A 21,793-nucleotide genomic window follows, 5' to 3' on the forward strand; every position below is an offset into this window, starting at 1 on the left:
TCCTGTTTTTGTTTGAGTGGTTGGTTGAGCGATGCTAGGGCGGAGGGACGGTTCGGTTCAGCCGCCGACGAACATGCCCTGGATGATCGGTTCCTTTTCCGAAAAGCGAATCGGGATGGAAATCGCCGCGTACAAGTTCACGGCATTCGACACTTGAAAATGCAAGTGAGGCTCGCTGGAGTTGCCAGAGTTGCCGCAACGTCCGATAATTTCTCCTGCCGACACGATATCACCGGGCTTGACCGTGATGGAATGCTGCTTCAGATGGGCGAGCAGGCTGAACTCGCCCTGCCCGTGAGCGATCTCGACGAAGTTTCCCGCAGGCTGTTCCTCGTTCATCACGCCGACTGGCGCGTTGTCCGGCACATCGCTTGCGACCTTGACCACTTTTCCGGCGCACGGAGCCACGATGGGCTGATCAAAAGCGTAATAGCTCTCGTTGACAGCAGGATCGCCGTGACAGGAGCGCCCTTCTTTCATGATCAAAAAGTCGTAGGCGTAACGCTGGTTGTCGTAGGCGTAGTGATAGTTGATCAGTTCGTTTTTGCCGCCCCAAAAAGTGAACCACGTTCCCTGAAAAGGCAGGCGGTACAGATGGCGGCTGCAAGCCTGGTCTGTGTCGGGATGAGACGTCAGGTGGGAAAGGCGCAGCCCGTGAATGATCCCGTCTGCATCGATGGCGGCAGACAAGCCCTTTTGTCCGTCGCAAGCCGTCCAGACGAAGCGCGTCATCGCATTCAGCGGCACGACAGACAGTGGCTGTTCCTCGTAGCATTCCAGATCGCGATGAAAATCGGCGGCGAAGGAAATAAATTCTTCCCTGCTAACCTCGTCCCGAAAAGCGCTGCTGCACATGTCATACAGCGCCGAGTATTGTCCGCTGCTCAAAGCAAGCGGGATGGCACGAGCCAGCGGGAAAAGCGGGTGAGCAAGCATCGAAAATCACGCTCCGTATGCAAAAAATCTCAACAGCTAGTACGAACCAGGTCGCGTTCAAGTTTCCTGGCGTGACATCCTCGGCAAAAAGGAACAGAGTCAGCAAAAAACCAGTACCAACGACGTGTACTGGTTTCCTTCAGCCATAAATGTCTGCTTATTTTTTCCACTGACCAAAAATTTCATCGATATCCAGCAGCATGATCAGCTTGTCATCCAGACGGGCAATGCCTTGCAAATACTTGCCCTCGACACCCGCTACGATAGGGGGAGCCGGTTCGATCAGGTGCTGCGGAATGTTCATGACTTCGGATACCGCATCGACGATGATCCCGATGTTCAGCCCTTCCAGCTGCAAGTCGACAAAGCGGGTGTCGTCTGTTTGTTCCAGCGGCTCCAGGCCAAACATTTTGCGCAGGTTGACGATCGGCAAAATTCGTCCGCGCAGGTCAATGACGCCTTCTACATACTCAGGCGATTTGGGGAAACGGGTGATCGGCAATGGCTTGATGATTTCGCGCACCAGCGCGATGGACAGCCCGTAATACTCACTTCCCATTTTAAACAAGATCGATTGGGCCGTTGCAGCTTCCCCCTCCCAATCTGTGCCGCTGTTTCGCTTTGTCAGTTCCATCTATACAATTCCTCCCCGGACCACTTTCCTATGTCTTTACCCATATTGTACCATGGACAAACCTGTTGGGCGGCATTTTTTCCATCTTCGTGCCCGGTTTGCCAAGCGAGCAATTTTTCTTAGGAGAAACAGCCATAATAGAAAACGAACAGACCAACAAGCGAAAAGGCTCGTCAGTCTGTTCGTCTGTTTTTTGGCGCATTACGGCTCGCGCAAGTCGTTGAGCGAAATGCCTTGCTCCAGGGCGAAATCAAAATCATCCACATCGTAAAATTGAACAGGCACGATATATTCCAAAATCCGATCCTGAAAATCGGGCTGGTCTGTGAGCAGCGGGACTTCAAAGCGTACGGACGTCAGCAAAAGCTGCGTCTCGACAGGATCAAATATTTCTCCCCACATGGCATTGTCCTCTACCTTGATGACGGTCAGCGTAACGCCGTTCGGAAAGGCAAAAGGAACTTTCGACCAAGGGGCAATCAGTCCTTTTTCCAGTCGTTTGCGATTGAATGGATCGGCAAAAAACTGGCTCATTTCCTGCATGACCCGGCGCACATACTGATCGTCACCGGAGTAGGGCATGATTGGCTCAGGACTCTGGATAAATTCGTCCAATTCATAGATTGTCGACGCGGGTATCAGATATTCTACCGGTTGCGATGGGACCATCAACTCCCCGTAGATAGCCAACATAATCGCTTCAATAACGAATTGTTTCGACATTTCGACAACCCTCCTCGTTACCATCATACTGAAATCGCGGAGTGACAACAAGCCCGGACAAGCTGTTCATGGCAGTAGCAGAACCGAGTAAACCGAAACGGAGGAACTATCCTTGGTTGATCCTGACTTCTTTTCTTCGCTCTTGCTGATTATCACCATCAACATCGTCCTCAGCGGAGACAACGCAGTCGTCATCGCGATTGCTTGCCGCAGGCTGCCTGCCGAGCAGCAGAAAAAGGCGATCGTTTGGGGAACGACGTTGGCTGTCATCGTGCGGGTGATTGCGACGATTCTCGCTGTGTACCTGTTGAAAATTCCTTATTTGTATTTGATTGGCGGGACGATATTATTGTGGATCAGCTACAATTTGTTGCGCGAGGGAGACGATCAGGACGACATTGATGCCAGCGAGGATCTGGTTTCTGCCGTGAAAACAATCGTAGTTGCGGATATCATGATGGGGCTGGACAACGTGCTTGCGATCGCGGGCGCAGCCCAGGGAAACATTTTGCTGATTGTCATCGGATTGCTCATCAGCGTCCCTCTGATGGTCTTTGGCAGCCAGCTGATCCTTCGCGTGATGGAGCGGTTTGCTTGGCTCGTCTACTTCGGCTCGGGTGTGCTCGCACTCGCCGCGGCCAATATGATTTTGACGGAGGAAACGGTTCGGGCCTGGGTCGATCCGTATCCGGGGCTGGCTTTTTTGGTCAAAGCGGTGTTGGTTTTGGCGGTATTGCTGTTAGGGTACAGGCAGCGGTCAAAAGGAAAAGCGAGTTGACAAGCGGGAGGAATGAAGCGGGAAGCAGCGCGTTTGTGCTCCCCGTTTTTTGTGAAAAGGAAGTTTCAGAATAAACTTTACATTCATTGACAAATCCGCTTTCTATCTTATATGATTGAAAAAATTAGAAGAGTCTAGTTTTAGCTGAGGAGAGATGAGCATGTCATTGACAGAACAGACGAAAAAAGGATACTTTGGCGAATTTGGCGGAAGCTTTGTGCCGCCGCAGCTTCAGGAAGTGCTGGATTATTTGGCGGAGCAGTTTGAAAAGTACAAGGACGATCCCGAATTTAACGAAGAGTTCAAGTATTACCTGAAAGAATACGTGGGGCGGGAAAATCCGCTGACCTACGCCCGTCAGCTGACAGAAAAGCTCGGCGGCGCGAAAATCTACTTGAAACGCGAAGATTTGAACCATACAGGTGCACATAAAATCAACAACGTCATCGGGCAAATCCTGTTGGCAAAGCGCATGGGCGCGCATCGCATTATCGCGGAGACTGGCGCGGGGCAGCACGGTGTAGCTACCGCCACAGCTTGCGCGATGTTCGGCATGGAATGCATCATTTACATGGGTGCAGAGGACATGAAGCGCCAGTCCTTGAACGTGTTTCGGATGGAGCTTTTGGGGGCAAAAGTCATCGGGGTGTCCAAAGGACAAGGCCGACTGAAGGACGCCGTCGATGAAGCGCTGAACGACCTCGTGGAAAACTACGAAAATACGTTTTACTTGTTGGGCTCCGCTGTAGGGCCGCATCCATTCCCGACGATGGTCAAGCACTTCCAGGCGATCATCAGCGAGGAATCCAAGCGCCAAATTTTGGAGAAGGAAGGTCGCCTGCCTGATGCCGTGATCGCTGCGGTAGGTGGCGGAAGCAACGCAATCGGTGCGTTCGCGCATTACATCGACGAGCCTTCCGTGCGCTTGATCGGCGTCGAGCCTGATCAGGCACCGACTTTGAACGAAGGGGTTCCGGCAGTGCTGCACGGGTTCAAATGTCTGGTGCTGCTCGATGAACAAGGGGAACCGAAGAAGACGTACTCGATTGCAGCCGGTCTGGATTACCCGGGAATCGGCCCGGAGCACAGTCAGCTCAAAACGAGCGGACGAGCCGAATACTACACAGTGACGAACGAAGAGGTGCTGGCAGCTTTTCAGGAGCTGTCCAAGGCGGAAGGCATCATCCCAGCGCTGGAGAGCGCCCATGCAATTGCCCATGCCCTCAAGCTCGCCCCGACGCTTTCGCGGGAGCAGATTTTGATCGTCAATCTCTCGGGTCGAGGCGACAAAGACGTCGAGCAAGTGTTCCGTCTGTTGAACGAATAGTTGCCCATATAAAAGAAAAGAGCAGCCTTCTTCCAGCGAAGAGGCTGCTTTTTTATAACAACGTATCTATAGCGTTTTGACGATGGTCACGCTCATCCAGTCTTTGTCGTACAGGTTGATCTCAAAAGGAGAAGCGACCTCTGAGCCGTCCTCGTTGGTCAGGATGCGAATGATCGGCCGATTGACCGCGAGCGGATTGACCCGCGAGACGACCCCTGTATGCCCGGAACTGAGCAAGACGGTAGAGGAGATCGGAAAAATCGCGACATGCTGCAAGAACAATTTGAGCAGGTCGAGGTCAAAATACGTGTTCCCCGAAGCAAACAAATACTCGGTCGCATCGCTCGGCGAGTAGCTTTTGCGAAAAGGACGCGGGGAGATCAGCGCATCGTACACATCCGCGATCGCGACAATCCGCGCGTATTCGTGGATGTTTTTTTCACAGAGCTGACGGGGGTAGCCTGTCCCGTTGTAGCGCTCGTGGTGTTGCAGCGCACAGTGCGCGGATACGACAGAAATATTGTGCTGGCTGCGCAAAATGTTGAAGCCGTCTTCCGTGTGGTATTGCAGGCGCTGCCGTTCTTCGACGGTCAGTTCCTTGCGCAAGCTCCACAGTTCCTTTGGCACCTGCGTCATTCCGATGTCGAACAGCAGAGCGCCAATCCCCAGCTCCATCATTTGCTGCTGGTTGTAGCCTTTGGCCAGACCGACGACTCCTGCGAGCACAGCAACGTTGACGGCGTGGTGAAAAAAATAGCCGTCCATGACATGAAGATTGGACAAATTGACCAAAACGTCTTTGCGGCTGCTCAAGTCCTGCATAATTTCCCGGAACACCTTTTGAAAGGTGCTCCCGAAATCAGGAAGGGATGTGCGGCGCTTGATCTGCGGCTGATCCATCAGCGTCGTCATTGTTTTGTAGACGGTATCGACGGCTTCTTTGCGCGTCTCGTCGCGGATCGTGTCTTCGGGTATGATGTCTTCGGTGCGCTTGTCCTGAATGTAGAGCGTATCAATCCCCAATTGTTTGAGACGTTCAATGTAGCGTTCAGTCAGTTGTACACCCAGACCTAAGAGGACGTTTCCGTTTTCCTGAAAAATGCTTTTGGCAATGATATCTCCCGGCTTTACTGAAGTAATATGCAATTTTCTCACAACGAAAGCCCCAGTCCTTTGTCGATAGAATGTAAATAGTCCTGATTTTCAGTCACATCGTATAGTCTAATTCTATCATATGGAAAGACCGGGACACTACCGCTTCCTGTCACTTCGCCAAATTGTCGTTTTTTTCCACTTGTTACTGCTCGGCGGCGCGGTCGGAGCGGGTAAACCAGCGGAACGGATTCAACGACCAGCGCGGCTCGTGACGGGCGTAGCGCTCCTTGCGACGAGTCAGGCGCTGCTGCATCAAATCCATTTCAAATGTGACGCGGCGCATCTCCAGGCGCAATGATTCCTGCATTTCCTCGATATCCGCGATCTTTTGCAAAATGGTCGATTGCATGCTGTTCAAAGACGACAGCTGCGTCAGTTCCTGCTGAAACTTCACCAGCGTCTCGTGGACGGCAAGCTCCATTTCCCGCATGCCGGACTCCACCTGGGTGCCCGCACTGAAAGCTACAGCCGTTTCTTCCGCGCTGGCGCACTCCTCGACTGCCAGCATTTCTTCCGACAAACGGCCTTCATCTATGAGCTGTCGCTGAATTTCTTTCAGGGAGCTGTTTCCGCTATCTTTGCGCTCTTTTACTTCTCGCAGCAGGGCGAAGCCTGCTTCACTGATCAAATAGTGACCCTGCGGATTTTTCAGACGTTCCTTGACAGGTACGAACAAGTCCAGCCAGTTGCGCAGCGTACGAACGTGCACGTCAAGGCGATCAGCTACCTCTTTCGAAGCCATCCAAACTTGTACATCCATCCCGAATCACTCCTTTTTCCCCTGGGTATTCCCGGTGGACTCATTATAGCACCATTTTTTTCCGGGTAAGAGAGAATCGACAAAGGTTCTAAAAAGTAGTGGCATTTCGTCTGATTTGGACAGACCGTTGTTTTTTGTCACAGAGTCGCGAGCAGGACGAAATGGCTGCTTCCACTCATAATGGCCCGGACAGGCGCGTACATATGGAGGGAATACACGTCCCATACTCATGCGGGATGAGGAGAGGACTGGATGATGCAACCTGTCTTTTGGGTAGTTTTGCTTGCGGCCGCGCTGGCAAGCTGCGTGGGCGGACTGTTGCTTTGTCTGCGCGTCTGGTCGCAAAAGGCATTGTTCGCCATGATCAGCGCCGGAGCGGGCCTGCTTTTGGCGATTACGTTTCTGGACTTGATGCCGCACGTGCTCCAGGGCGCGAATATGCGGATGATGCCGTTTGTGCTCGTCGGTTTTGCGGCGATGTTTGCCCTGGAATTGCTCGGGAAAGCCGGAGGAGAAATCGGTTCGACAAGCATCATCGGTGTCGTAAGCGGATTTTTGCTGCACGCCTTTGTCGAAGGAGTGTCGCTTGTGGCAAGCTTGACGGTGGATTCGGAGGTAGGCATGTCCGTCCTTTTGGCTATGCTGCTGCACAAAATACCGGACGGGGTCACGGTCGCTTCCTTGATGCTCGCGGCTACAAACTCGCGGAAAAAAGCGCTCTGGGCCGCGACCTCCCTGGGGATTGCCACGATTGTCGGAGCTTGCAGCTTCGGAGTTGCCGAGCGTATTTTTCCGCCGAACTGGTCGGATGTGATGCTTGCGATGACCACGGGAATTTTCCTGTACGTGTCGGCCAGTCATCTGGTGCCATACATTGTGCAGGCGAGGCGAGCGGAATACGGTGTCTACTTTTTTGGTTCCGTCCTGGTCTATATCGTGTTGTCTGCTTACTTGCACGCGAATCATCTTCATGCATAAACCAGGGCGCTCCTTGCCAGCCTAATGAACAGAATGGCATGACAGATTGACGCAAAGGAGCCTTGGTGAGCATGAATGAACAAAATCGTAATCAAGTCGACGAAACCGCGCAGGCGGCGAGCGAGTTCCCGGTCATGGGAACTTCCCTGAATCCTTTTGACGAAGCGTGGGGGACGTTCGTTCCCACCCCGAGCGAGTCTTCGGCGGCGACCGAGTAGTTCGCCAAAGCTGATGAAGCCGATGTCGAAACGAAGCGTTTCCTGCTCTTTTCACGCGCCCCTCTCGTAACGAAGGACAAGATCGGTTATAATGGCGGGGAATAGCTTGGGAAGGGGCGAATACATAATGAATACACTGTTGCAAGGCAAAAATATCGTAATCATGGGTGTAGCGAACCACCGCAGCATCGCTTGGGGCATTGCCCAATCTTTGCACAACGCGGGAGCGAACCTGATTTTCACCTATCAGGGAGATCGCCTGCGCGAAAACGTAGCAGAGCTGTCTGCCAAATTGGGCAAGGAATCTTTGCTGGTGAACTGCGACGTGACCAAGGACGAAGAAGTGGAAGCAGCATTCGCGACGATCCGGGAAAAAGTGGGCGTCATTCACGGCTTGGCACACTGCATCGCGTTTGCCAAAACAGAGGAGCTGGAAGGCGAATTCGTCAACACTTCCCGTGACGGATACGCATTGGCACAGGATATCAGCGCGTTCTCGCTGGTAGCGGTAGCGCGTGCTGCTCGTCCGCTGATGACAGAAGGCGGAAGCATCGTGACCATGACTTACCTGGGTGGCGAGCGCGTGGTGCAAAACTACAACGTCATGGGCGTGGCAAAAGCGGCGCTGGACGCATCTGTACGCTACCTCGCGAACGACCTCGGCAAAGAGAACATCCGCGTGAACGCGATTTCTGCTGGCCCGATCCGTACGCTGGCGGCAAAAGGCATCCGCAATTTCAATGCGGTCCTGAAAGAAATCGAAGAAAAAGCTCCGCTGCGTCGCACGATTGACCAGACAGAGGTAGGCGACACGGCCCTCTTCTTGTTCAGCAATCTCTCCCGCGGCATCACGGGCGAAATTTTGCACGTAGACGCTGGCTACAGCATCATCGGCGGCTAAACGAATAACAGGCTCCCTCCGCTCGCATACTATACAAAAATGCGACGAAGGGAGCCTTTTTATGTTTCCGTTGATTACAAACATGGAAGAATTTTTGATTTACATGGGCGGCGGCTTTCAGTATTTACCTGCCCATTTCGGAGACGAAGCGGGAGGGGCGGGTCTTCCGGCCGAAGCGCTCCCGGGGGATACCGATACACAAACTGCGCCGGGCACGGGTAATCGCAACGTATAGGAGACGGCGTTCTTCTTCGATGGCGGTCGTCTGCCCTTTGCGCAGTTCATCCAGCGTGTACTCGTGAGGGAGAGCGCCTTCCACCAGGTCTGGCAGGAAGACATGGTCGTACTCCAGCCCTTTTGCCCGATGAATGCTTAATACGTGAACAGCTTCGCCCGGGAGTGGCCGCATATTGCGCCACTCTTTTTCTTGTCGCGTCATCTGCTCGATGTAAGCCAAAAAGTCGCTGATCGTGGCGTGCCGCTTGGCGGCGGCGAGAATTTGTTGCAGCTCGTCGCTCCAGCGTTCCCGGCCATCTTCCCGGTCACGGGCCCGCTTTTTCAAGTAGTCGCGCAGCTTTCCGTCTTCGTAAATCAGTTCCAGCGCCTGGGCAGGAGGGCAATCCTTGCACGCGGCGAGAATGTCGTTGATCACTTGCATATGCTTGCGCTGGTACGGTTTGAGCTGTGTCAGGTGCGGGAGGATATGCAAAACGGGCTTGTCCTCCAAAATGGATTGGCTGCGCACGGCATTCCATGTCTCGCCGGAAATGTACAGCGTCGGCAAGATTTCCCTGAGCGCATCCGTGTCGTCCGGATTGAGCGCCAGCCGCAAGTAGTGCAAAGTCCAGCGAACCGTCTGACGCTGGTAAAACGACTCTTCCTCCTGGGTGTAGTGAAACGGGATGCCCGCCTCGCTCAACCGCTCCAAAAGCGGGCGCGTCGACTCGTTTGTCCGGTAGAGGATGGCGCATTCGCCTAAAGCCGTTCCTTGCTCGCGCCGATGGATGATTTCATCCACGATCCGGGATGCCTGCTCTTCTTCGTCGTCCGGTTCAAACAAAAACGTGTCGCCTTCCTCGCGGTGGAACGAACGGCACGCCTTGTCCCAGCGGGCGCGATTGTGGCCGATGAGCGAATAGCCGAGACTGACGATGGAAGAGTGAGAGCGGTAGTTCACTTCCAGTGTAATCGTAGAGGCTTGGGGAAAATCTTTGGTGAAGCCCAATATGTACTGGGGATCACTGCCGCGAAAGCCGTAGATCGACTGATCGTCATCGCCAATGACGCACAGGTTGTTTTGCGGTGCGCACAGCAGCTTGACCGTCTCGTACTGGATGCGGTTAATATCTTGAAACTCGTCGATCATGACGTGGGTAATCCGCTCCTGGTAGCGCTGCAGCAAGTTTTGATTGTCGCGCAAAAGCTCGTAGCAGCCGAGCAGCATGTCGTCGAAATCAAACCATTGGTGCTTTTTCTTCGCTTCCTCGTAGAGCGGATACAGCTGTGCCGCCCGCTTTTCCGCATCGGTCGCCAGTTCGCGGTAGGCAACCTCACGCGGGAGGATGTATTCGTTTTTCCAGCGGCTGACGATGCCGAGCGCTTCGGTGATGTCAGTTTCTTTTAAGGTAGCCAGCTCGTCGTGTCCGAGCAGCGACCCGGTTTCGCGCAGGAGCCGCCACTTTTGCCAGTCTTTTTTCAAAAGCCGCTGCTGATCCCAATTGTTCGGCTGATGGTGCAAGAGCATGCGGTAAAAAATACTGTGAAACGTTCCGGCAATCAGCTCGCGAGCCTGACCGGACGGAAGCTGTCTGGCAATGCGCAGACGGATTTCTTCCGCGGCTTTCGTGGTAAAGGTCACGACCATGATCCGGTTTGGCTCCACACCGAGATCTTTGATCAGGTGGGCGGTGCGCGCTGTCATCACGCGGGTCTTGCCGCTGCCGGCTCCGGCGAGAATCAAAAGCGGCCCATCTGTCGCATGCACAGCCTGCTGCTGCGTAGGGTGGAGCGGTTGGTCAAGCTGTTGCTCCGCCAAGTGCGCGATCGTCTTTTTCGGCATGAAGCGCTTGCGAAAGACCGGGGGCTTTGGCGGAGGCGGAGCTGGTGTGACGCTGCTGCCAATCGTCCGTTTTTTCGGGAGGCGAAAGGAACCGATCGTTGTGGTGTCTGTTTCCGTTTCCGTGCGATCGTCTTCGCCGGATGCTTTTTCCGTCGCGCGGCCGAGCGAATCGTCAGCTGGTGCGCCAGTTGCAGAGCTTGTACCATCTGCATCTGCTGGCGTATGCTCTACAGCTGCGTCAGTGCTGGCGACAGCAGCGGTGCCAGTGACGATGGGGTGGAGCGCAGCCGCGGCCGTCTCGTCCAACGCTTGCAGCCACTCAAAAGTGGCAGGACTGTTTTGCGGCAAAAGCGGACAGTCCGTTTCCAGCGAATGCGCGAAATAAGGCTCAAAGCTGATGCCCGCAACCAGGCGCAACGGGGAGCCGCAGGCCGGACAGCGAACCTTGTCCTGTCGGGCTGCCATGCGCCAAAACGGTATGCGGTTGTAAGTGTCAGGCTGCAACAGGATGGGTTTGTTGTCTAGTAACGCATAGTTCATGTAGGCACCTCGAAAAAACAGCTTCTTTGTCAACGGTCTGACTGTGGAAACAAGAAATGCCCCCTGGCTTGAAGGGGACACTTGCCAAATGTTGTTCGCTATGACTGGGCGTGCAGCAAAATCGTGTCCTCCGGAAGTGCGGCCGATTCTTCCTCATCCAGATGGGTGATCGCCACGCGTGTGATCCGGTGATTTTCCAACTCGCTAATTGTAAACAGGTAGCCTTCGTACATGACGGCTTTGCCTGATGCCACTTCTTCGTTCAGTTGGCTGTAGAGCCAGCCGGCAATCGTATCGACCTCATCGGAGACGATCTCGATCGTCAGAAAATCGTTCAACTCGCTCAAGAGTGTTTTTCCAGAAACCGAGAGGGCATTGCTCGCACTTTCTTCAATTTCAGGCCGTTCATTTTCGTCAAATTCATCCTGAATGTCGCCGACAATTTCCTCCAGGATGTCTTCCATGGTCAAAATCCCTGCTGTGCCGCCATACTCGTCGATGACGATCGCGATTTGCGAGCGGCGCTTTTGCATGAGCCGCAGCACGTGGCTGATTTCCATGGACTCTGGCACCGTAAGCAGGGGACGAAGGAAATCGTTTAACTCGGCTTTCCCGGTTGTCAGCGCCGACAGGAAAAAGTCGGAAGTGTGCACGAAGCCAATCAGCCTGTCTTTGTCTTCATGGGCGACAGGGAAGCGTGAGTGGCGGGATTCCCGGATGATTTGCAAATTTTCGTCAAACGTGTTGTCATCGTACAAGCAAATCATGTCGATGCGCGGGATCATAATTTCCCGGGCAAGTCGTTCGGAAAAATCAAAGACGTTGTCCACCAGGGCCATTTCTGTCTGGTCGATGTGGCCGCTCTTATGGCTCTGATTGACCAGCAAGCGTATTTCTTCCTCCGTGTGGGCCGGGTCGCTCTCCGTAGCAGGCTCGATGCCCAAGCGGCGGATGAAGAGGTTGGCCGCTCCGTTCAAAAACCAGATGAGCGGGTAGCTGAGCTTGTAGAAAAACATGAGCGGAGCAGCTGTCCAGAGCGAAGTCGCTTCCGCTTTTTGAATCGCGAGCGATTTGGGAGCAAGCTCTCCGAAAACGATGTGCAAAAACGTAATGATAGCAAACGCGATGGCAAGAGAAACAGGGCCTACCATATACGGCGGGAATTGAAAGTATGCCATCATGGGTTCGACGTAATGGGCGATTGCAGGCTCACCAACCCAGCCTAATCCAAGCGATGCCAGCGTGATGCCGAGCTGGCAGGCAGACAAATAGGCGTCGAGCTCCCGGGTGACCTTTTGCGCGTAGTGGGCACGCTTGTTGTTGCCTTCACTGACGAGCTGGGCCAAACGAGTTTGGCGAACTTTAACCAGCGAGAATTCTGCTGCGACGAAGAAGCCGTTCAAAAGGACCAAAAACACCACGAGCAGCAGATTCAGCGTAATCTCCCCTATCGGACTCTCCAAGCGCACCTCCAGCCTTCCGCGGTGCGAAAGGTGGAGAATTCACCTCCGTTACGCTAATTGTATTTTAAATGTACGAACCAAAAGGAATAAACATTCGTAACTTCCTTGTTACAGGTAAGTATACCAATAGGTCAACCGAAGAGTCAAAACGTTCCGATTTGCCCGGGCGCATTTTGCACATTGTCCGGACATACGGGAATCCCTCGATTCATACACATAAACGAGCAGTTGTCCGAGGGAGGGGAGGCGTGTGTACTGGCTGCAAAAAAGCGTGGCGATCGTCATGGGGAGTGTCCTGGTTGCCATTGGCGTCAATCTGTTTTTGGTGCCGCACCGCCTCATGGACGGAGGGATGATCGGGATCGGGCTGTTGGCGACGTATTACATGCAGTGGCCGCCCGGGATAATCATGATTGTCGTCAGTATTCCGGTGTATGTCATCGTGTTTTTTTACGATCGTCGGCTGTTTTTTCACAGTTTTCACGGGATGCTGATCTCAGCCTTTTTTATCGATGTCCTGTCCGATTTGCGCGATTTCAACAGTTGGTCTACGGCGATTTCGTCTGTAACGGGGGGCTTGCTGATCGGCATGGGAGTAGGCTTGATGCTCGCCTTCGAAACGAATACCGGAGGAACGGATCTGGTGGCGCAATTTTTGGCCCGGCGCTTTCGCCTGCCCGTGGCTTTGCTGATCCTGGTGATTGACGGTCTGATCGTGGCCTGCTCGCTGCATACGATCGGGCTTGTGCGCACCGCCTTTTCGCTGCTGACAATCGTCGCTGTCGCAGCCACGACACACATGTTCAGCGGGATCGGGCGTCCGCATCCGCCCTATACCATCGTTGGCCCGCTGCACACTTTGCGCGCAGAGCGGAGCAAAGAACGGTTGCGAGCCTTTCCTGTCTTGCCGGTTTTTTACAGGAAAAGACAACAGCTCGCATCTGTACGCGCAAAACAAACCGGAAGAACCAGGGCAGGGGAAGCAAAGTTTTTGGAGAAAATAAATAGGAAAAGGATGAAATGAGGGGCGAACATTGTGTCTACACATACACCGCAAATGATTACGGAGCGGGTCGGCTATTTTCCCGGTCACGTAAACATCGGGTTGGTGATAGGGGAGAGCGGGGCCATCCTGATTGATTCCGGGCTGGAGGCGCAAACGGCGAAGAAAATCAAAAAAGGGCTGGACGCGATAGCCCAGCCCTTGTGCGCGATCATTCAAACACACGCTCATGCCGACCACTTCGGAGGAAACGCCTACCTGCTCGGATGCTGGCCCGAAGCCAAAGTATACGCACCACCGCTGGAAGAAGCGATCATTCGCTATCCGATTCTGGAACCCATCTACTTGAACATGGGAGCAGAACCTCTTGCCGATTTGAAAAACAAGTTTTTGCTGGCGCAAGCTTCCCGGGTGGACCACCTCCTTCCATTAGAAGGAACGATTGCAATCGACGGTGTGCCTTTTACGATCCTTTCTCTGCCGGGGCACAGCTATCAGCAGGTCGGTCTGATCTGCGACGACATATGCTTTGCAGCCGACAGCTATTTGGGTGAGGAAGTATTGGAAAAGCACAAATTGCCGTTTCTTGTGGATGCGCATGAGACGATGAACAGTTTGCACAAGCTCCTTGCGACCACATGCACAGGATATTTGCCAGGTCACGGAGCGTACACCACCTCCTCTCAAGGTGCGGTGCACAAAAATATGGAATGGCATGAACGGATTTACGCTGTCATCGAAGACATTTTAAGAGAGGAGCGCGGAGTAGAAGACGCTCTCGCCCTCCTGTGTGAACGCTTGCACATTTCCATAGAAAACGCCGGAAGCTACGCCTTGTTTCGGACGGCTTTCATGGGCTATCTCGTCGGTTTGGTAAAAGAAAAGAGAGTGGTCTATCGTTTTGGTGCCAACAGATGGTTGTGGAGCACGGTTCAGGATGGACCAGACGAAGAAGAGAGATAATCGGCAATTTCGGCCAATTTATGCTCGGCTGCTTCCCGAACGGATTTGGGGATGAAAAAAATCTCTTCAGAGGTGTTCATATAAAATTTTGCTTCCAGATACGGATGGCCCAGCTTGACTGTCATCTCGCCTTTTCCAGTGGACGAGGTGGTAAAATTGGTGGGAATGCGCAGGAAATACGTGCTGCTGCTGGCAGAATCGTACATGACGACATCGTACGTGGGCATGCCGTCCCCGCCTGATCGGTGAAACCCCTGCTGTCTGAGCATTTTGTCGACATAGGAGAGTGGCTGCACGACACCGGTCAGGGTCTTGTTTTTTAACCGCATGGACATCCTCCTCGGCTCAACCTGTGAGAAATTCGGGTTTGCTACCATCCTATGTGCGGTGGGCAGATTTCAGACTTGAAGAAAAAGAAAAGAAGGAGTGGAGAAAATATGCTGTTGCAAGCAGACTTACATACACATACGAAGGCGTCGGACGGGACTTGCGAACCTGCGGAAAACGTGCGCCTGGCGAAAGAAGCGGGACTTGCCGCTCTGGCGATTACCGACCACGATACAGTGGCGGGCGTGGCAGAAGCGATCGAAGCGGGAGCGAGGCTCGGGGTGGAAATCATTCCGGGCGTGGAAGTAAGCTCGGTAGGAAACGGGCAAGACATTCACGTGTTAGGCTATTTTGTTCCGTATGAGGATCAGGCGTTTCAAGAGCGACTTGTGGGCTTGCGAGAAACGCGCCACCAGCGCAACGAGTTGCTGATTGCCCGCCTGCAGGAGCTGGGCATTCCGATTACGCTGGAAAACGTCTACCGCCGCAAGCAAGGCACAGATAAAAACATCGGTCGCCCGCATATTGCCGAAGAGCTGATCGAGCTGGGCGTCGTGGCCACAATCGAAGAGGCGTTTGACAAGTATTTGGGCAAAGGGGGAGCGGCTTACGTCAATCCTCCGCGCATCTCGCCCCAGGAGGCGATCACGCTGATCAAGGAGGCGGGCGGCGCGGCTGTGCTGGCGCATCCAGGCTTGTATGACGATGACGAGCTTGTGCGCGAGCTGATCGTCTTCGGGCTGGACGGCATCGAAGTCAACCATCCGGACAACGATGAGCTGCAAAAGCTGCGCTACAGCAAGTGGGCACAAGAGCACGGCCTCGTCGTGACAGGCGGTTCCGACTTTCATGGCTGGCGCGGCGAGGAGCCTTTTCACGCCATGCTCGGCTCGCACACGGCGCCGACAGAGGCGGTAGAGCAGTTGCGTGAGATTGCTCGGAGGCGGAAGGGGTAACTGGAGCAGATGGGTTTATATGTTGAGTGAAAGGTAATAACGCAGTAGTTTAGTCTGCCTGTTGGAGTGAAAGGTAGTAACGCAGGGGCTTGGCCTGTCTGTCGGAGTAAAAAGTAATAATGCAGGGGCTTGGTCTGCTTGTTGGAGTAGAAAGTAAGAACGCAGCAGTCTAGCCTGTGCTGGTGGGGTAAAAAGTAATAACGTAGTGGCTTGGCCTGTCTGTTGGGGTAAAAAGTAATAACGCAGGGGCTTAGCCTGTCTGTTGGAGCAAAAAGTAATAACGCAGGGGCTTAGCCTGTCTGTTGGGGTAAAAAGTAAGAACGCAGGGGCTTAGCCTGTCTGTTGGAGCGAAAAGTAAGAACGCAGGGGCTTGGCTTGTCTGTTGGAGCGAAAAGTAAGAACGCAGGGGCTTGGCTTGTCTGTTGGAGCGAAAAGTAAGAACGCAGGGGCTTGGCTTGTCTGTTGGAGCGAAAAGTAAGAACGCAGGGGCTTGGCTTGTCTGTTGGAGCGAAAAGTAAGAACGCAGGGGCTTGTCTTGTCTGTTGGAGCAAAAAGTAATAACGCAGTAGCCCCCTTGCCTGTTGGAACAGAAAAGTAGAAAAGTAGCCCCTTATCCGTCAGACGATTGGCTGAACCGGATGAAGGGGCTTTTTTGTCTGGCAAATTACATATTGCCTTGTGCCTGGGAAATGTCGGCAACTACCGTGACTGGCGGATTACAGAACCGTCAGCAAAAACGCCATTCCGAGCCACAGGCAGAGCGGAGTGAACAATCTGGTGTCTTGGCGGCCGAAGACGGTGTGCCGGACTTTTTTAAAGAAGCCCACGTAACGAAAGTCGCCGACAGCACGCAAGAAAAAAACGGCAGTACCGAAGATGCAGCCCCATTGAATCAAGGCGGGCGCAATCAGCGGCGCAAGATAACCGCTTTGTGTGAGCAGCAAATAGTCGGCGAAAAGCAGCAGGCCAGCGACTATGAGCGTCCCGATCTTTCCGGGACGAAATAGCGGGCGGGAATCGTGCGCAGTAACGGGGATGGCGGCAGTCCGTCCCCAACGGCCGCCGAATGCCCAGTACACATGCAACAATGACAGAACGGCCAGGATAATCGCAGTAGATAAGACGACGAATGTGGTCATGCGAGTGCCTCCTTGGTTAAAGCTTCGTGGGCGTTTTTTTACGGAAGATACGCAAGCGTATGTTTTGGGTGCGAGAATCCCCCTGTGCAGGGAGGGGGCAGAAAGGGACGTTCTCAGGTCGTCGGATAGAGCCATATGGTCATCATCGTGCCTAGATCGAGGAAGTTCCGCAGAAAGGAGGCTTTCATGTGTCAGATGAAGCTGTACGGTACATCACCGTGCCCAGCATGAGGAAGTTCGCCGCAGATAGGGACTTTCTCAGGTCGTCAGATGGAGCCATATGGTCATCATCGTGCCTAGATCGAGGAAGTTCCGCAGAAAGAAAGGATGCTTTCATGTTGTCAGATGAAGCTGTACGGTACATCATCGTGCCCAGCATGAGGAAGTTCCGCAGAAAGAAAGGATGCTTTCATGTTGTCAGATGAAGCTGTACGGTACATCATCGTGCCCGGCACGAGGAAGTTCACGCAGAAAGAAATGTTCTTATGTTGCCGGATGGAGACCATACGGATCATCATCGTGCACAGCCCTACCTCTACGAAGTCTCCACAGCAAGGCAAGCTTCACGTTGTCCATTTCAAAAAATGCTGCAACGGCGCAGCGATGTCAAACGGCTCGTCCAGCTCCCCGCGCACCAGCCAACCGATGTAGACGAGGTAAGCGAGGTGAGCGCGGGCATTTGCTTCGTCCGGGGAGAGTCCTTTTTTGGCATACAAGGCAGCTACGTAGCCGATTCTGCGTTTTTCAATCCCGGCAACGCGCCTGCCCAGCTCCGGGTTTTGCTTGGCCCAGGCGTACATCGCTGCTTCCGTCTTGCGCTCGGTTGCAAACACGAACGACAAGAGCTGCTCCAACGTAGCCTGCTCGGCTTCCGGCGCGGAAATGATCCGCTCCGTGGCGTGCAGCTCCCAGTAGTCGATCATGGCGTGCAGCAAATCTTGGCGGTCGGCAAAATGGTGGTAGAAGCTCCCTTTGCTAATGGACAACTTCCGCGCAATGGCTTCCACGCGCACAGCTTCCACTCCCGCCTCCGCCAACGTATTCAGCCCTGCGCGAACCCAATCTTCTCGCGTATATTGCATGCTTCACCTCTAAAAATACGGTTGCGTATGTTTTGCTTCCATCCTAATTCAGATGGCAAAAGTCGTCAAGAGCAAAACGCCCTCCGCCTACTTTGGCAAAGAGGGGAGGGCAAAAGAAAAGCTCAGGTTGCTAAGGAGGCGATCTGCCAGTGGTTTATGTAGCGCTAGGAACGTCTATGATGCCTGGGGCAACGCATCTATCGCAAAGCTTTGACCATCGCGATATGCTCAATGCCCGCTTCATCAAAAACGTCTCCGTGCGGCTCGTAACCGAGCTTTTCGTAAAAACGCTGCGCGTGCGTCTGGGCGTTTAGTTTGAGGCTGTCGAAGCCGAGTTCTTTTGCCGCGTCTTCCATCACGAGCATGATTTGTCGGCCAAGTCCGGTTCCGCGTTCGCTTTGCAGCACAGCGACGCGCTCGACTTTTCCAACGCCAGGCGCGTACGGACGCAAGCGGCTCGCTCCGACTGGTTCCTGTTCGTTGTAAGCGACGAAGTGCACCGTGCCGCTGCCCTGCTCGTCATGCTCATCGATTTCCAGCTCGGCAGGAACCTGCTGCTCGTCGATGAACACTGCTTTGCGCACCGTGAGCGCATCTTGCATTTCTTTTTCCGAGCTTACTTTTTGAATCGCATAAGATTGTTGTTTCACTGTGGGGACACGTCCTTTTCTGGTGGCAGTAAAAAGATCCCTCCCGGCAAGTCAGGCTCGCGAGGAGGGGAAGAGAAATGCTTTATTTGTTCAAGAGGAATGTCTGGTAAACGCTCCAGATTCCGTCTTCCAGTTGATAAATCAGGTGGAAGCGATCGATCTCGCTGGTCAAATCGATTTTGGCCATGCTCAATTGTCCGGTTACATCACGCAGCTCATCGTCGGACAGATCGCGCCCGATGGTCAGATGCGGAACGTACGCATACGTTTCCTTTTCCGAAACACACTTGTTCACGATTTGCTCGTGCAGTGCGGTAAAAGGCTCTTTGTTTTGCACAGCCAGGTAGATCACGTTTGTTGTAGGATGGAAAGAAGATACCCGATGGAAGTGCGCTGTAAAGCTCTCCGAAGAAGAGGCAACCTGCTCCAGATGGCTCACCAGTTCTGGCAGTTTGGCTTCATCGAGGTCAAAAGCTTCTTTCAAGCGGATATATGGAGGGACCAATGCGTATGCCGGGTCATAACGCTTCCGGTAAGAGTTGGCTACTTCCTGCACCTTGCTGGATGGAAAGACTACGATACTGTACAACATAAGAACCACTCCTCCTTACTATCTATCATGCTCTACAAGAAACTATTTTAACAGAAAATTCTTCATTTGTGTAATGTTATGCGCCGATCCGTATATTCCAGCCGCGTCAGGAAACACTGTGTAGTGCAAGGAGGTGCCGCGCTGCATGTACACGGCCATGATGATTACATTCATTTTTCTCGTCCTGCTTTTGTTGTCCGTCCTGACCTTCACCATTTTGACAGCGATCCGCAAAGGAGAGTTCGAAGAAGCACTCGTCTCGCCTTTAAAAGATGAAGGTCCCAAGGAAGAACAGCCACGGTAAGTTTACCCGTAAAGCGTCCGTAGCATGCGCGGTAAATTTTTCTGCCAGTGGCCCCATGTATGGTCACCCTCGAATGTTTCGTAATAGAGGGTGGCTTTTTTCGTTTGCAAAATCGCCCGCAGCTCCTCGTTGGCTGCGTACAGGTTCAAGACGCCGCGAGAAGAGTTCACGGCTGTTTCTTCTGTCCCAATCTCCAGGTAGAACGTTTGGGACACGGTGAGATCAGCTTGGGCGATCCGGCGGTTCAACTGCTCGTCCACAGCACCTGACTGGCTGGCAACTTGTCCAAACGTATGCGGGTAAGCAAGCGCGGTGAACAGCGAAACGACGCCGCCAAGCGATTCACCCAGCAACGTGCGTCCGTTGCCCAATGGATGCGTGGAGTAATGCGAATCAATGAAGCTGACCACTTCATCCGCGAGAAAACGGGAATAGGCAAAATGCTCTTTCCCATCCGGATGGTAGCGGTCGAAGCGTTTGGCTTTGTCGACGGGAAGAAAAACGGCGAGCAGATCAGGGATTTCTTTGTCCGCAATCATCTGATCCAGCAAGGTCGCCATTCTGCCCATTGCCAAGTAATCGTCGCCATCCTGCACGTAAAGAACCGGATAGGAGTAAAGCGGCGAGTAACGTTTCGGGGTATAGACAATCAATTTTTCCGGCGTTCCGAGCAGCCGGCTGTCCAAGACGATTTCCTCAAGGGCCACAGCAGTGTCCTCCTTCTGGGTGTTCTTCGCAAAATTTATTATACAGGAGAGCACATAACCTGCCCAATGCTTTCGTGTGCCCCAGCGCATCGTCGCGAGCTAGTTTGCCCTTCAAGCATTTTGCTGTGGCGGGGCAGGAGGGCGAATTACCAATTATTTGGGCGAAAGATTGTCGCAATTTTGTCACCATGTGATACTATGGTAGGAAACGACTTCACTCGATTTGTGGAAGGGGTTGTCTCTTATATGAAGAAGCAAGTACACAGCATCGAAGTCAGAAACGCTGCTCTCAACCGTCTGGCAGAACGTGGCGTCACGGTGGAGGATATCGCTGAGATTGTCTATCTCATGCAGGCCCCCTATCACCCTGGCCTGACCATAGAACCGTGCATCGAGAGCGTAAAAGCCGTCTTGGAAAAAAGGGAAATGCAGCACGCCATTTTGGTAGGCGTTGAGTTGGATACGCTGGCGGAAAAAGGACTGTTGTCCGAGCCGCTCCAATCGATCATCGCAACGGACGAAGGCCTGTTCGGATGCGACGAGACATTGGCACTAGGCTCCGTCTTCGGATACGGCAGCATCGCAGTTACCACTTTTGGTCACTTGGACAAACATAAAGTGGGCGTCATCAAAAGACTGGACACCAAGTCGGAAGAAGGCCGCGTCCACACCTTCCTCGACGATCTCGTAGCCAGCGTGGCCGCAAACGCCTCCAGCCGCATGGCTCACCGCATGCGGGATGAGCAGGAAGCAGAACAAGCCCGCTTGGAAGCCGAAGCACTCAAGCGCGGGGAAGCCAAGCTGCGCGTGGAGGAAAAGGCCGGGGGAACCGAGCAGGCGGGGTAAATGCGTTGCTGCGTAGGTTGGCGGTTTTGATGGTTGAGAGGATTTAGGTGGCTTGGATTGTTACCTACCTATCTTTGTGTGGTTGTTTTGGGCAGGGATTAGAGAGCAGGGGTAAGGTAAGAAAGAGCAAGGAAGCGGAATTTTGTTGGCGGGATTGTGAAAAGCCTGTCGGTCTTGAAAAGGTAGTAGATGGTAAAAAGATAGAGCGTTGTAAAAATCTAGTGAAGATCCAAAAATAGTAAATTGTATAAAGTAATCAAGAGCCATTTTTTCGTTGGTGCTGTTCCCATTTGGGCTGCCGCTTGCAGGAGCGAGAGGCAGGAAGGGTGGGGAGAGGAGCGGCGGGGATGGCTTTTGGGGTTCGGGGGTGAGAGTAGGGGGAGGGGGAAGTTAAAGTGTTGGAGTAGGGGAAGAAGAGGGATAAAGAGCAAGGACAAGAGCAAGGACAAGAGCAAGGACAAGAGCAAGGACAAGAGCAAGGACAAGAGCAAGGACAAGAGCAAGGACAAGAACAAGGACAAGAGCAAGAGCAAGGACAAGAGCAAGAACAAGAACAAGAACAAGAACAAGAACAAGAACAAGAACAAGAACAAGAACAAGAACAAGAACAAGAACAAGAACAAGAGCAATGCGACGGCACTCCCTCCCGATCCCCACTTTTCATTCCCCAAGCCCCAAAACTGATGGATGTAGCAATGATTTAGGAGTGTACTTAGAAAAGGGGGGCAGTCAGTAACAACTTGGAAAAGTTG

Annotated in this window: 24 protein-coding genes; 11 read left to right on the top strand and 13 right to left on the bottom strand. The window is 53.3% G+C overall.

Annotation, left to right across the window (positions count from 1 at the left end; translation table 11 throughout):
* Positions 1-57: 57 nt before the first annotated feature.
* The 3 genes from IRJ17_RS13675 to IRJ17_RS13685 all read right to left on the bottom strand — a co-directional run bounded on the left by IRJ17_RS13675 (position 58) and on the right by IRJ17_RS13685 (position 2,293).
* Entirely contained in the window at positions 58-936 is an 879-nt protein-coding gene (locus IRJ17_RS13675; RefSeq protein WP_242775016.1) for a M23 family metallopeptidase, read from the bottom strand.
* Between the two features lie 157 nt (positions 937-1,093).
* Positions 1,094-1,570 (bottom strand): chemotaxis protein CheW, encoded by a 477-nt coding sequence (locus IRJ17_RS13680; protein ID WP_122964823.1) that lies wholly within the window; start codon positions 1,568-1,570, stop codon positions 1,094-1,096.
* 201 nt (positions 1,571-1,771) lie between these two features.
* Positions 1,772-2,293 carry an ADP-heptose synthase gene (locus IRJ17_RS13685; protein WP_217023076.1) on the bottom strand — a complete coding sequence of 174 codons (522 nt, stop codon included), beginning with the start codon at positions 2,291-2,293 and terminating at the stop codon, positions 1,772-1,774.
* A gap of 112 nt (positions 2,294-2,405) precedes the next feature.
* Here IRJ17_RS13685 and IRJ17_RS13690 point away from each other — a divergent pair, with 112 nt between their 5' ends.
* Positions 2,406-3,071, top strand: coding sequence for a TerC family protein (locus IRJ17_RS13690; RefSeq protein WP_122964825.1), 666 nt, complete (start codon positions 2,406-2,408; stop codon positions 3,069-3,071).
* Between the two features lie 160 nt (positions 3,072-3,231).
* Positions 3,232-4,398, top strand: a complete 1,167-nt coding sequence (gene trpB / locus IRJ17_RS13695) for a tryptophan synthase subunit beta (RefSeq protein WP_063230105.1) — start codon at positions 3,232-3,234, stop codon at positions 4,396-4,398.
* Between the two features lie 66 nt (positions 4,399-4,464).
* On the opposite strand, the gene IRJ17_RS13700 is transcribed toward trpB, so the two are convergent.
* Positions 4,465-5,553 (bottom strand): HD-GYP domain-containing protein, encoded by a 1,089-nt coding sequence (locus IRJ17_RS13700; RefSeq protein WP_173597778.1) that lies wholly within the window; start codon positions 5,551-5,553, stop codon positions 4,465-4,467.
* A gap of 142 nt (positions 5,554-5,695) precedes the next feature.
* Positions 5,696-6,313: a MerR family transcriptional regulator gene (locus tag IRJ17_RS13705; RefSeq protein WP_122964828.1), complete on the bottom strand. Its 618-nt coding sequence runs from the start codon at positions 6,311-6,313 to the stop codon at positions 5,696-5,698.
* A gap of 252 nt (positions 6,314-6,565) precedes the next feature.
* Between IRJ17_RS13705 and IRJ17_RS13710 the strand changes: the two genes are divergently transcribed.
* The 3 genes from IRJ17_RS13710 (at position 6,566) to fabI (ending at position 8,410) form a co-directional block, all read left to right on the top strand.
* Positions 6,566-7,291, top strand: a complete 726-nt coding sequence (locus IRJ17_RS13710) for a ZIP family metal transporter (RefSeq protein ID WP_242775018.1) — start codon at positions 6,566-6,568, stop codon at positions 7,289-7,291.
* Positions 7,292-7,362: 71 nt separating this feature from the next.
* Entirely contained in the window at positions 7,363-7,509 is a 147-nt protein-coding gene (locus IRJ17_RS13715; RefSeq protein WP_167470312.1) for a hypothetical protein, read from the top strand.
* 127 nt (positions 7,510-7,636) lie between these two features.
* Positions 7,637-8,410: an enoyl-ACP reductase FabI gene (gene fabI / locus IRJ17_RS13720; protein ID WP_063230109.1), complete on the top strand. Its 774-nt coding sequence runs from the start codon at positions 7,637-7,639 to the stop codon at positions 8,408-8,410.
* Between the two features lie 124 nt (positions 8,411-8,534).
* Here the strand turns inward: fabI and IRJ17_RS13725 are convergent, their stop codons facing one another.
* Both IRJ17_RS13725 and IRJ17_RS13730 read right to left on the bottom strand, forming a co-directional pair.
* The gene (locus IRJ17_RS13725) at positions 8,535-11,009 is read right to left on the bottom strand and encodes a UvrD-helicase domain-containing protein (protein WP_242775020.1); all 2,475 of its coding nucleotides are present in this window, start codon (positions 11,007-11,009) and stop codon (positions 8,535-8,537) included.
* Between the two features lie 98 nt (positions 11,010-11,107).
* Positions 11,108-12,478, bottom strand: coding sequence for a hemolysin family protein (locus IRJ17_RS13730; RefSeq protein ID WP_122964830.1), 1,371 nt, complete (start codon positions 12,476-12,478; stop codon positions 11,108-11,110).
* 244 nt (positions 12,479-12,722) lie between these two features.
* Here IRJ17_RS13730 and IRJ17_RS13735 point away from each other — a divergent pair, with 244 nt between their 5' ends.
* Positions 12,723-13,496 carry a YitT family protein gene (locus tag IRJ17_RS13735; RefSeq protein ID WP_242775023.1) on the top strand — a complete coding sequence of 258 codons (774 nt, stop codon included), beginning with the start codon at positions 12,723-12,725 and terminating at the stop codon, positions 13,494-13,496.
* A 33-nt stretch (positions 13,497-13,529) separates the two neighbouring features.
* The gene (locus tag IRJ17_RS13740; RefSeq protein ID WP_242775266.1) at positions 13,530-14,438 is read left to right on the top strand and encodes an MBL fold metallo-hydrolase; all 909 of its coding nucleotides are present in this window, start codon (positions 13,530-13,532) and stop codon (positions 14,436-14,438) included.
* On the opposite strand, the gene IRJ17_RS13745 is transcribed toward IRJ17_RS13740, so the two are convergent.
* Positions 14,408-14,767 (bottom strand): hypothetical protein, encoded by a 360-nt coding sequence (locus tag IRJ17_RS13745; protein ID WP_122964833.1) that lies wholly within the window; start codon positions 14,765-14,767, stop codon positions 14,408-14,410. The genes IRJ17_RS13740 and IRJ17_RS13745 overlap by 31 nt on opposite strands.
* Positions 14,768-14,875: 108 nt before the next feature.
* On the opposite strand from IRJ17_RS13745, the gene IRJ17_RS13750 reads away from it, so the two are divergent.
* Positions 14,876-15,721 carry a PHP domain-containing protein gene (locus IRJ17_RS13750; RefSeq protein ID WP_173597772.1) on the top strand — a complete coding sequence of 282 codons (846 nt, stop codon included), beginning with the start codon at positions 14,876-14,878 and terminating at the stop codon, positions 15,719-15,721.
* A gap of 716 nt (positions 15,722-16,437) precedes the next feature.
* On the opposite strand, the gene IRJ17_RS13755 is transcribed toward IRJ17_RS13750, so the two are convergent.
* From IRJ17_RS13755 to IRJ17_RS13770, 4 genes are all read right to left on the bottom strand, one after another.
* Complete coding sequence (locus IRJ17_RS13755) at positions 16,438-16,860, bottom strand: DUF3995 domain-containing protein (RefSeq protein WP_173597771.1); 423 nt, start codon at positions 16,858-16,860, stop codon at positions 16,438-16,440.
* 563 nt (positions 16,861-17,423) lie between these two features.
* Positions 17,424-17,942 carry a TetR/AcrR family transcriptional regulator gene (locus tag IRJ17_RS13760; RefSeq protein ID WP_242775026.1) on the bottom strand — a complete coding sequence of 173 codons (519 nt, stop codon included), beginning with the start codon at positions 17,940-17,942 and terminating at the stop codon, positions 17,424-17,426.
* A 197-nt stretch (positions 17,943-18,139) separates the two neighbouring features.
* A complete protein-coding gene (locus tag IRJ17_RS13765; protein ID WP_242775029.1) occupies positions 18,140-18,592 on the bottom strand; it encodes a GNAT family N-acetyltransferase in 453 nt (150 codons plus the stop codon).
* 82 nt (positions 18,593-18,674) lie between these two features.
* Positions 18,675-19,184 carry a YjcG family protein gene (locus IRJ17_RS13770; RefSeq protein ID WP_063230116.1) on the bottom strand — a complete coding sequence of 170 codons (510 nt, stop codon included), beginning with the start codon at positions 19,182-19,184 and terminating at the stop codon, positions 18,675-18,677.
* Positions 19,185-19,329: 145 nt separating this feature from the next.
* On the opposite strand from IRJ17_RS13770, the gene IRJ17_RS13775 reads away from it, so the two are divergent.
* Entirely contained in the window at positions 19,330-19,488 is a 159-nt protein-coding gene (locus IRJ17_RS13775) for a hypothetical protein (protein WP_167470313.1), read from the top strand.
* Between the two features lie 2 nt (positions 19,489-19,490).
* Here IRJ17_RS13775 and IRJ17_RS13780 read toward each other — a convergent pair whose 3' ends face one another.
* Complete coding sequence (locus IRJ17_RS13780; RefSeq protein WP_122964838.1) at positions 19,491-20,195, bottom strand: alpha/beta hydrolase; 705 nt, start codon at positions 20,193-20,195, stop codon at positions 19,491-19,493.
* Positions 20,196-20,441: 246 nt separating this feature from the next.
* Here IRJ17_RS13780 and IRJ17_RS13785 point away from each other — a divergent pair, with 246 nt between their 5' ends.
* Complete coding sequence (locus IRJ17_RS13785) at positions 20,442-21,041, top strand: phosphatidylglycerophosphatase A family protein (RefSeq protein ID WP_122964839.1); 600 nt, start codon at positions 20,442-20,444, stop codon at positions 21,039-21,041.
* Positions 21,042-21,284: 243 nt separating this feature from the next.
* Complete coding sequence (locus tag IRJ17_RS13790) at positions 21,285-21,725, top strand: hypothetical protein (protein ID WP_242775032.1); 441 nt, start codon at positions 21,285-21,287, stop codon at positions 21,723-21,725.
* The last annotated feature ends 68 nt before the right edge of the window (positions 21,726-21,793 follow it).

Origin of the sequence: Brevibacillus parabrevis, assembly GCF_022701015.1 — a bacterium.
Classification (GTDB): domain Bacteria; phylum Bacillota; class Bacilli; order Brevibacillales; family Brevibacillaceae; genus Brevibacillus; species Brevibacillus parabrevis.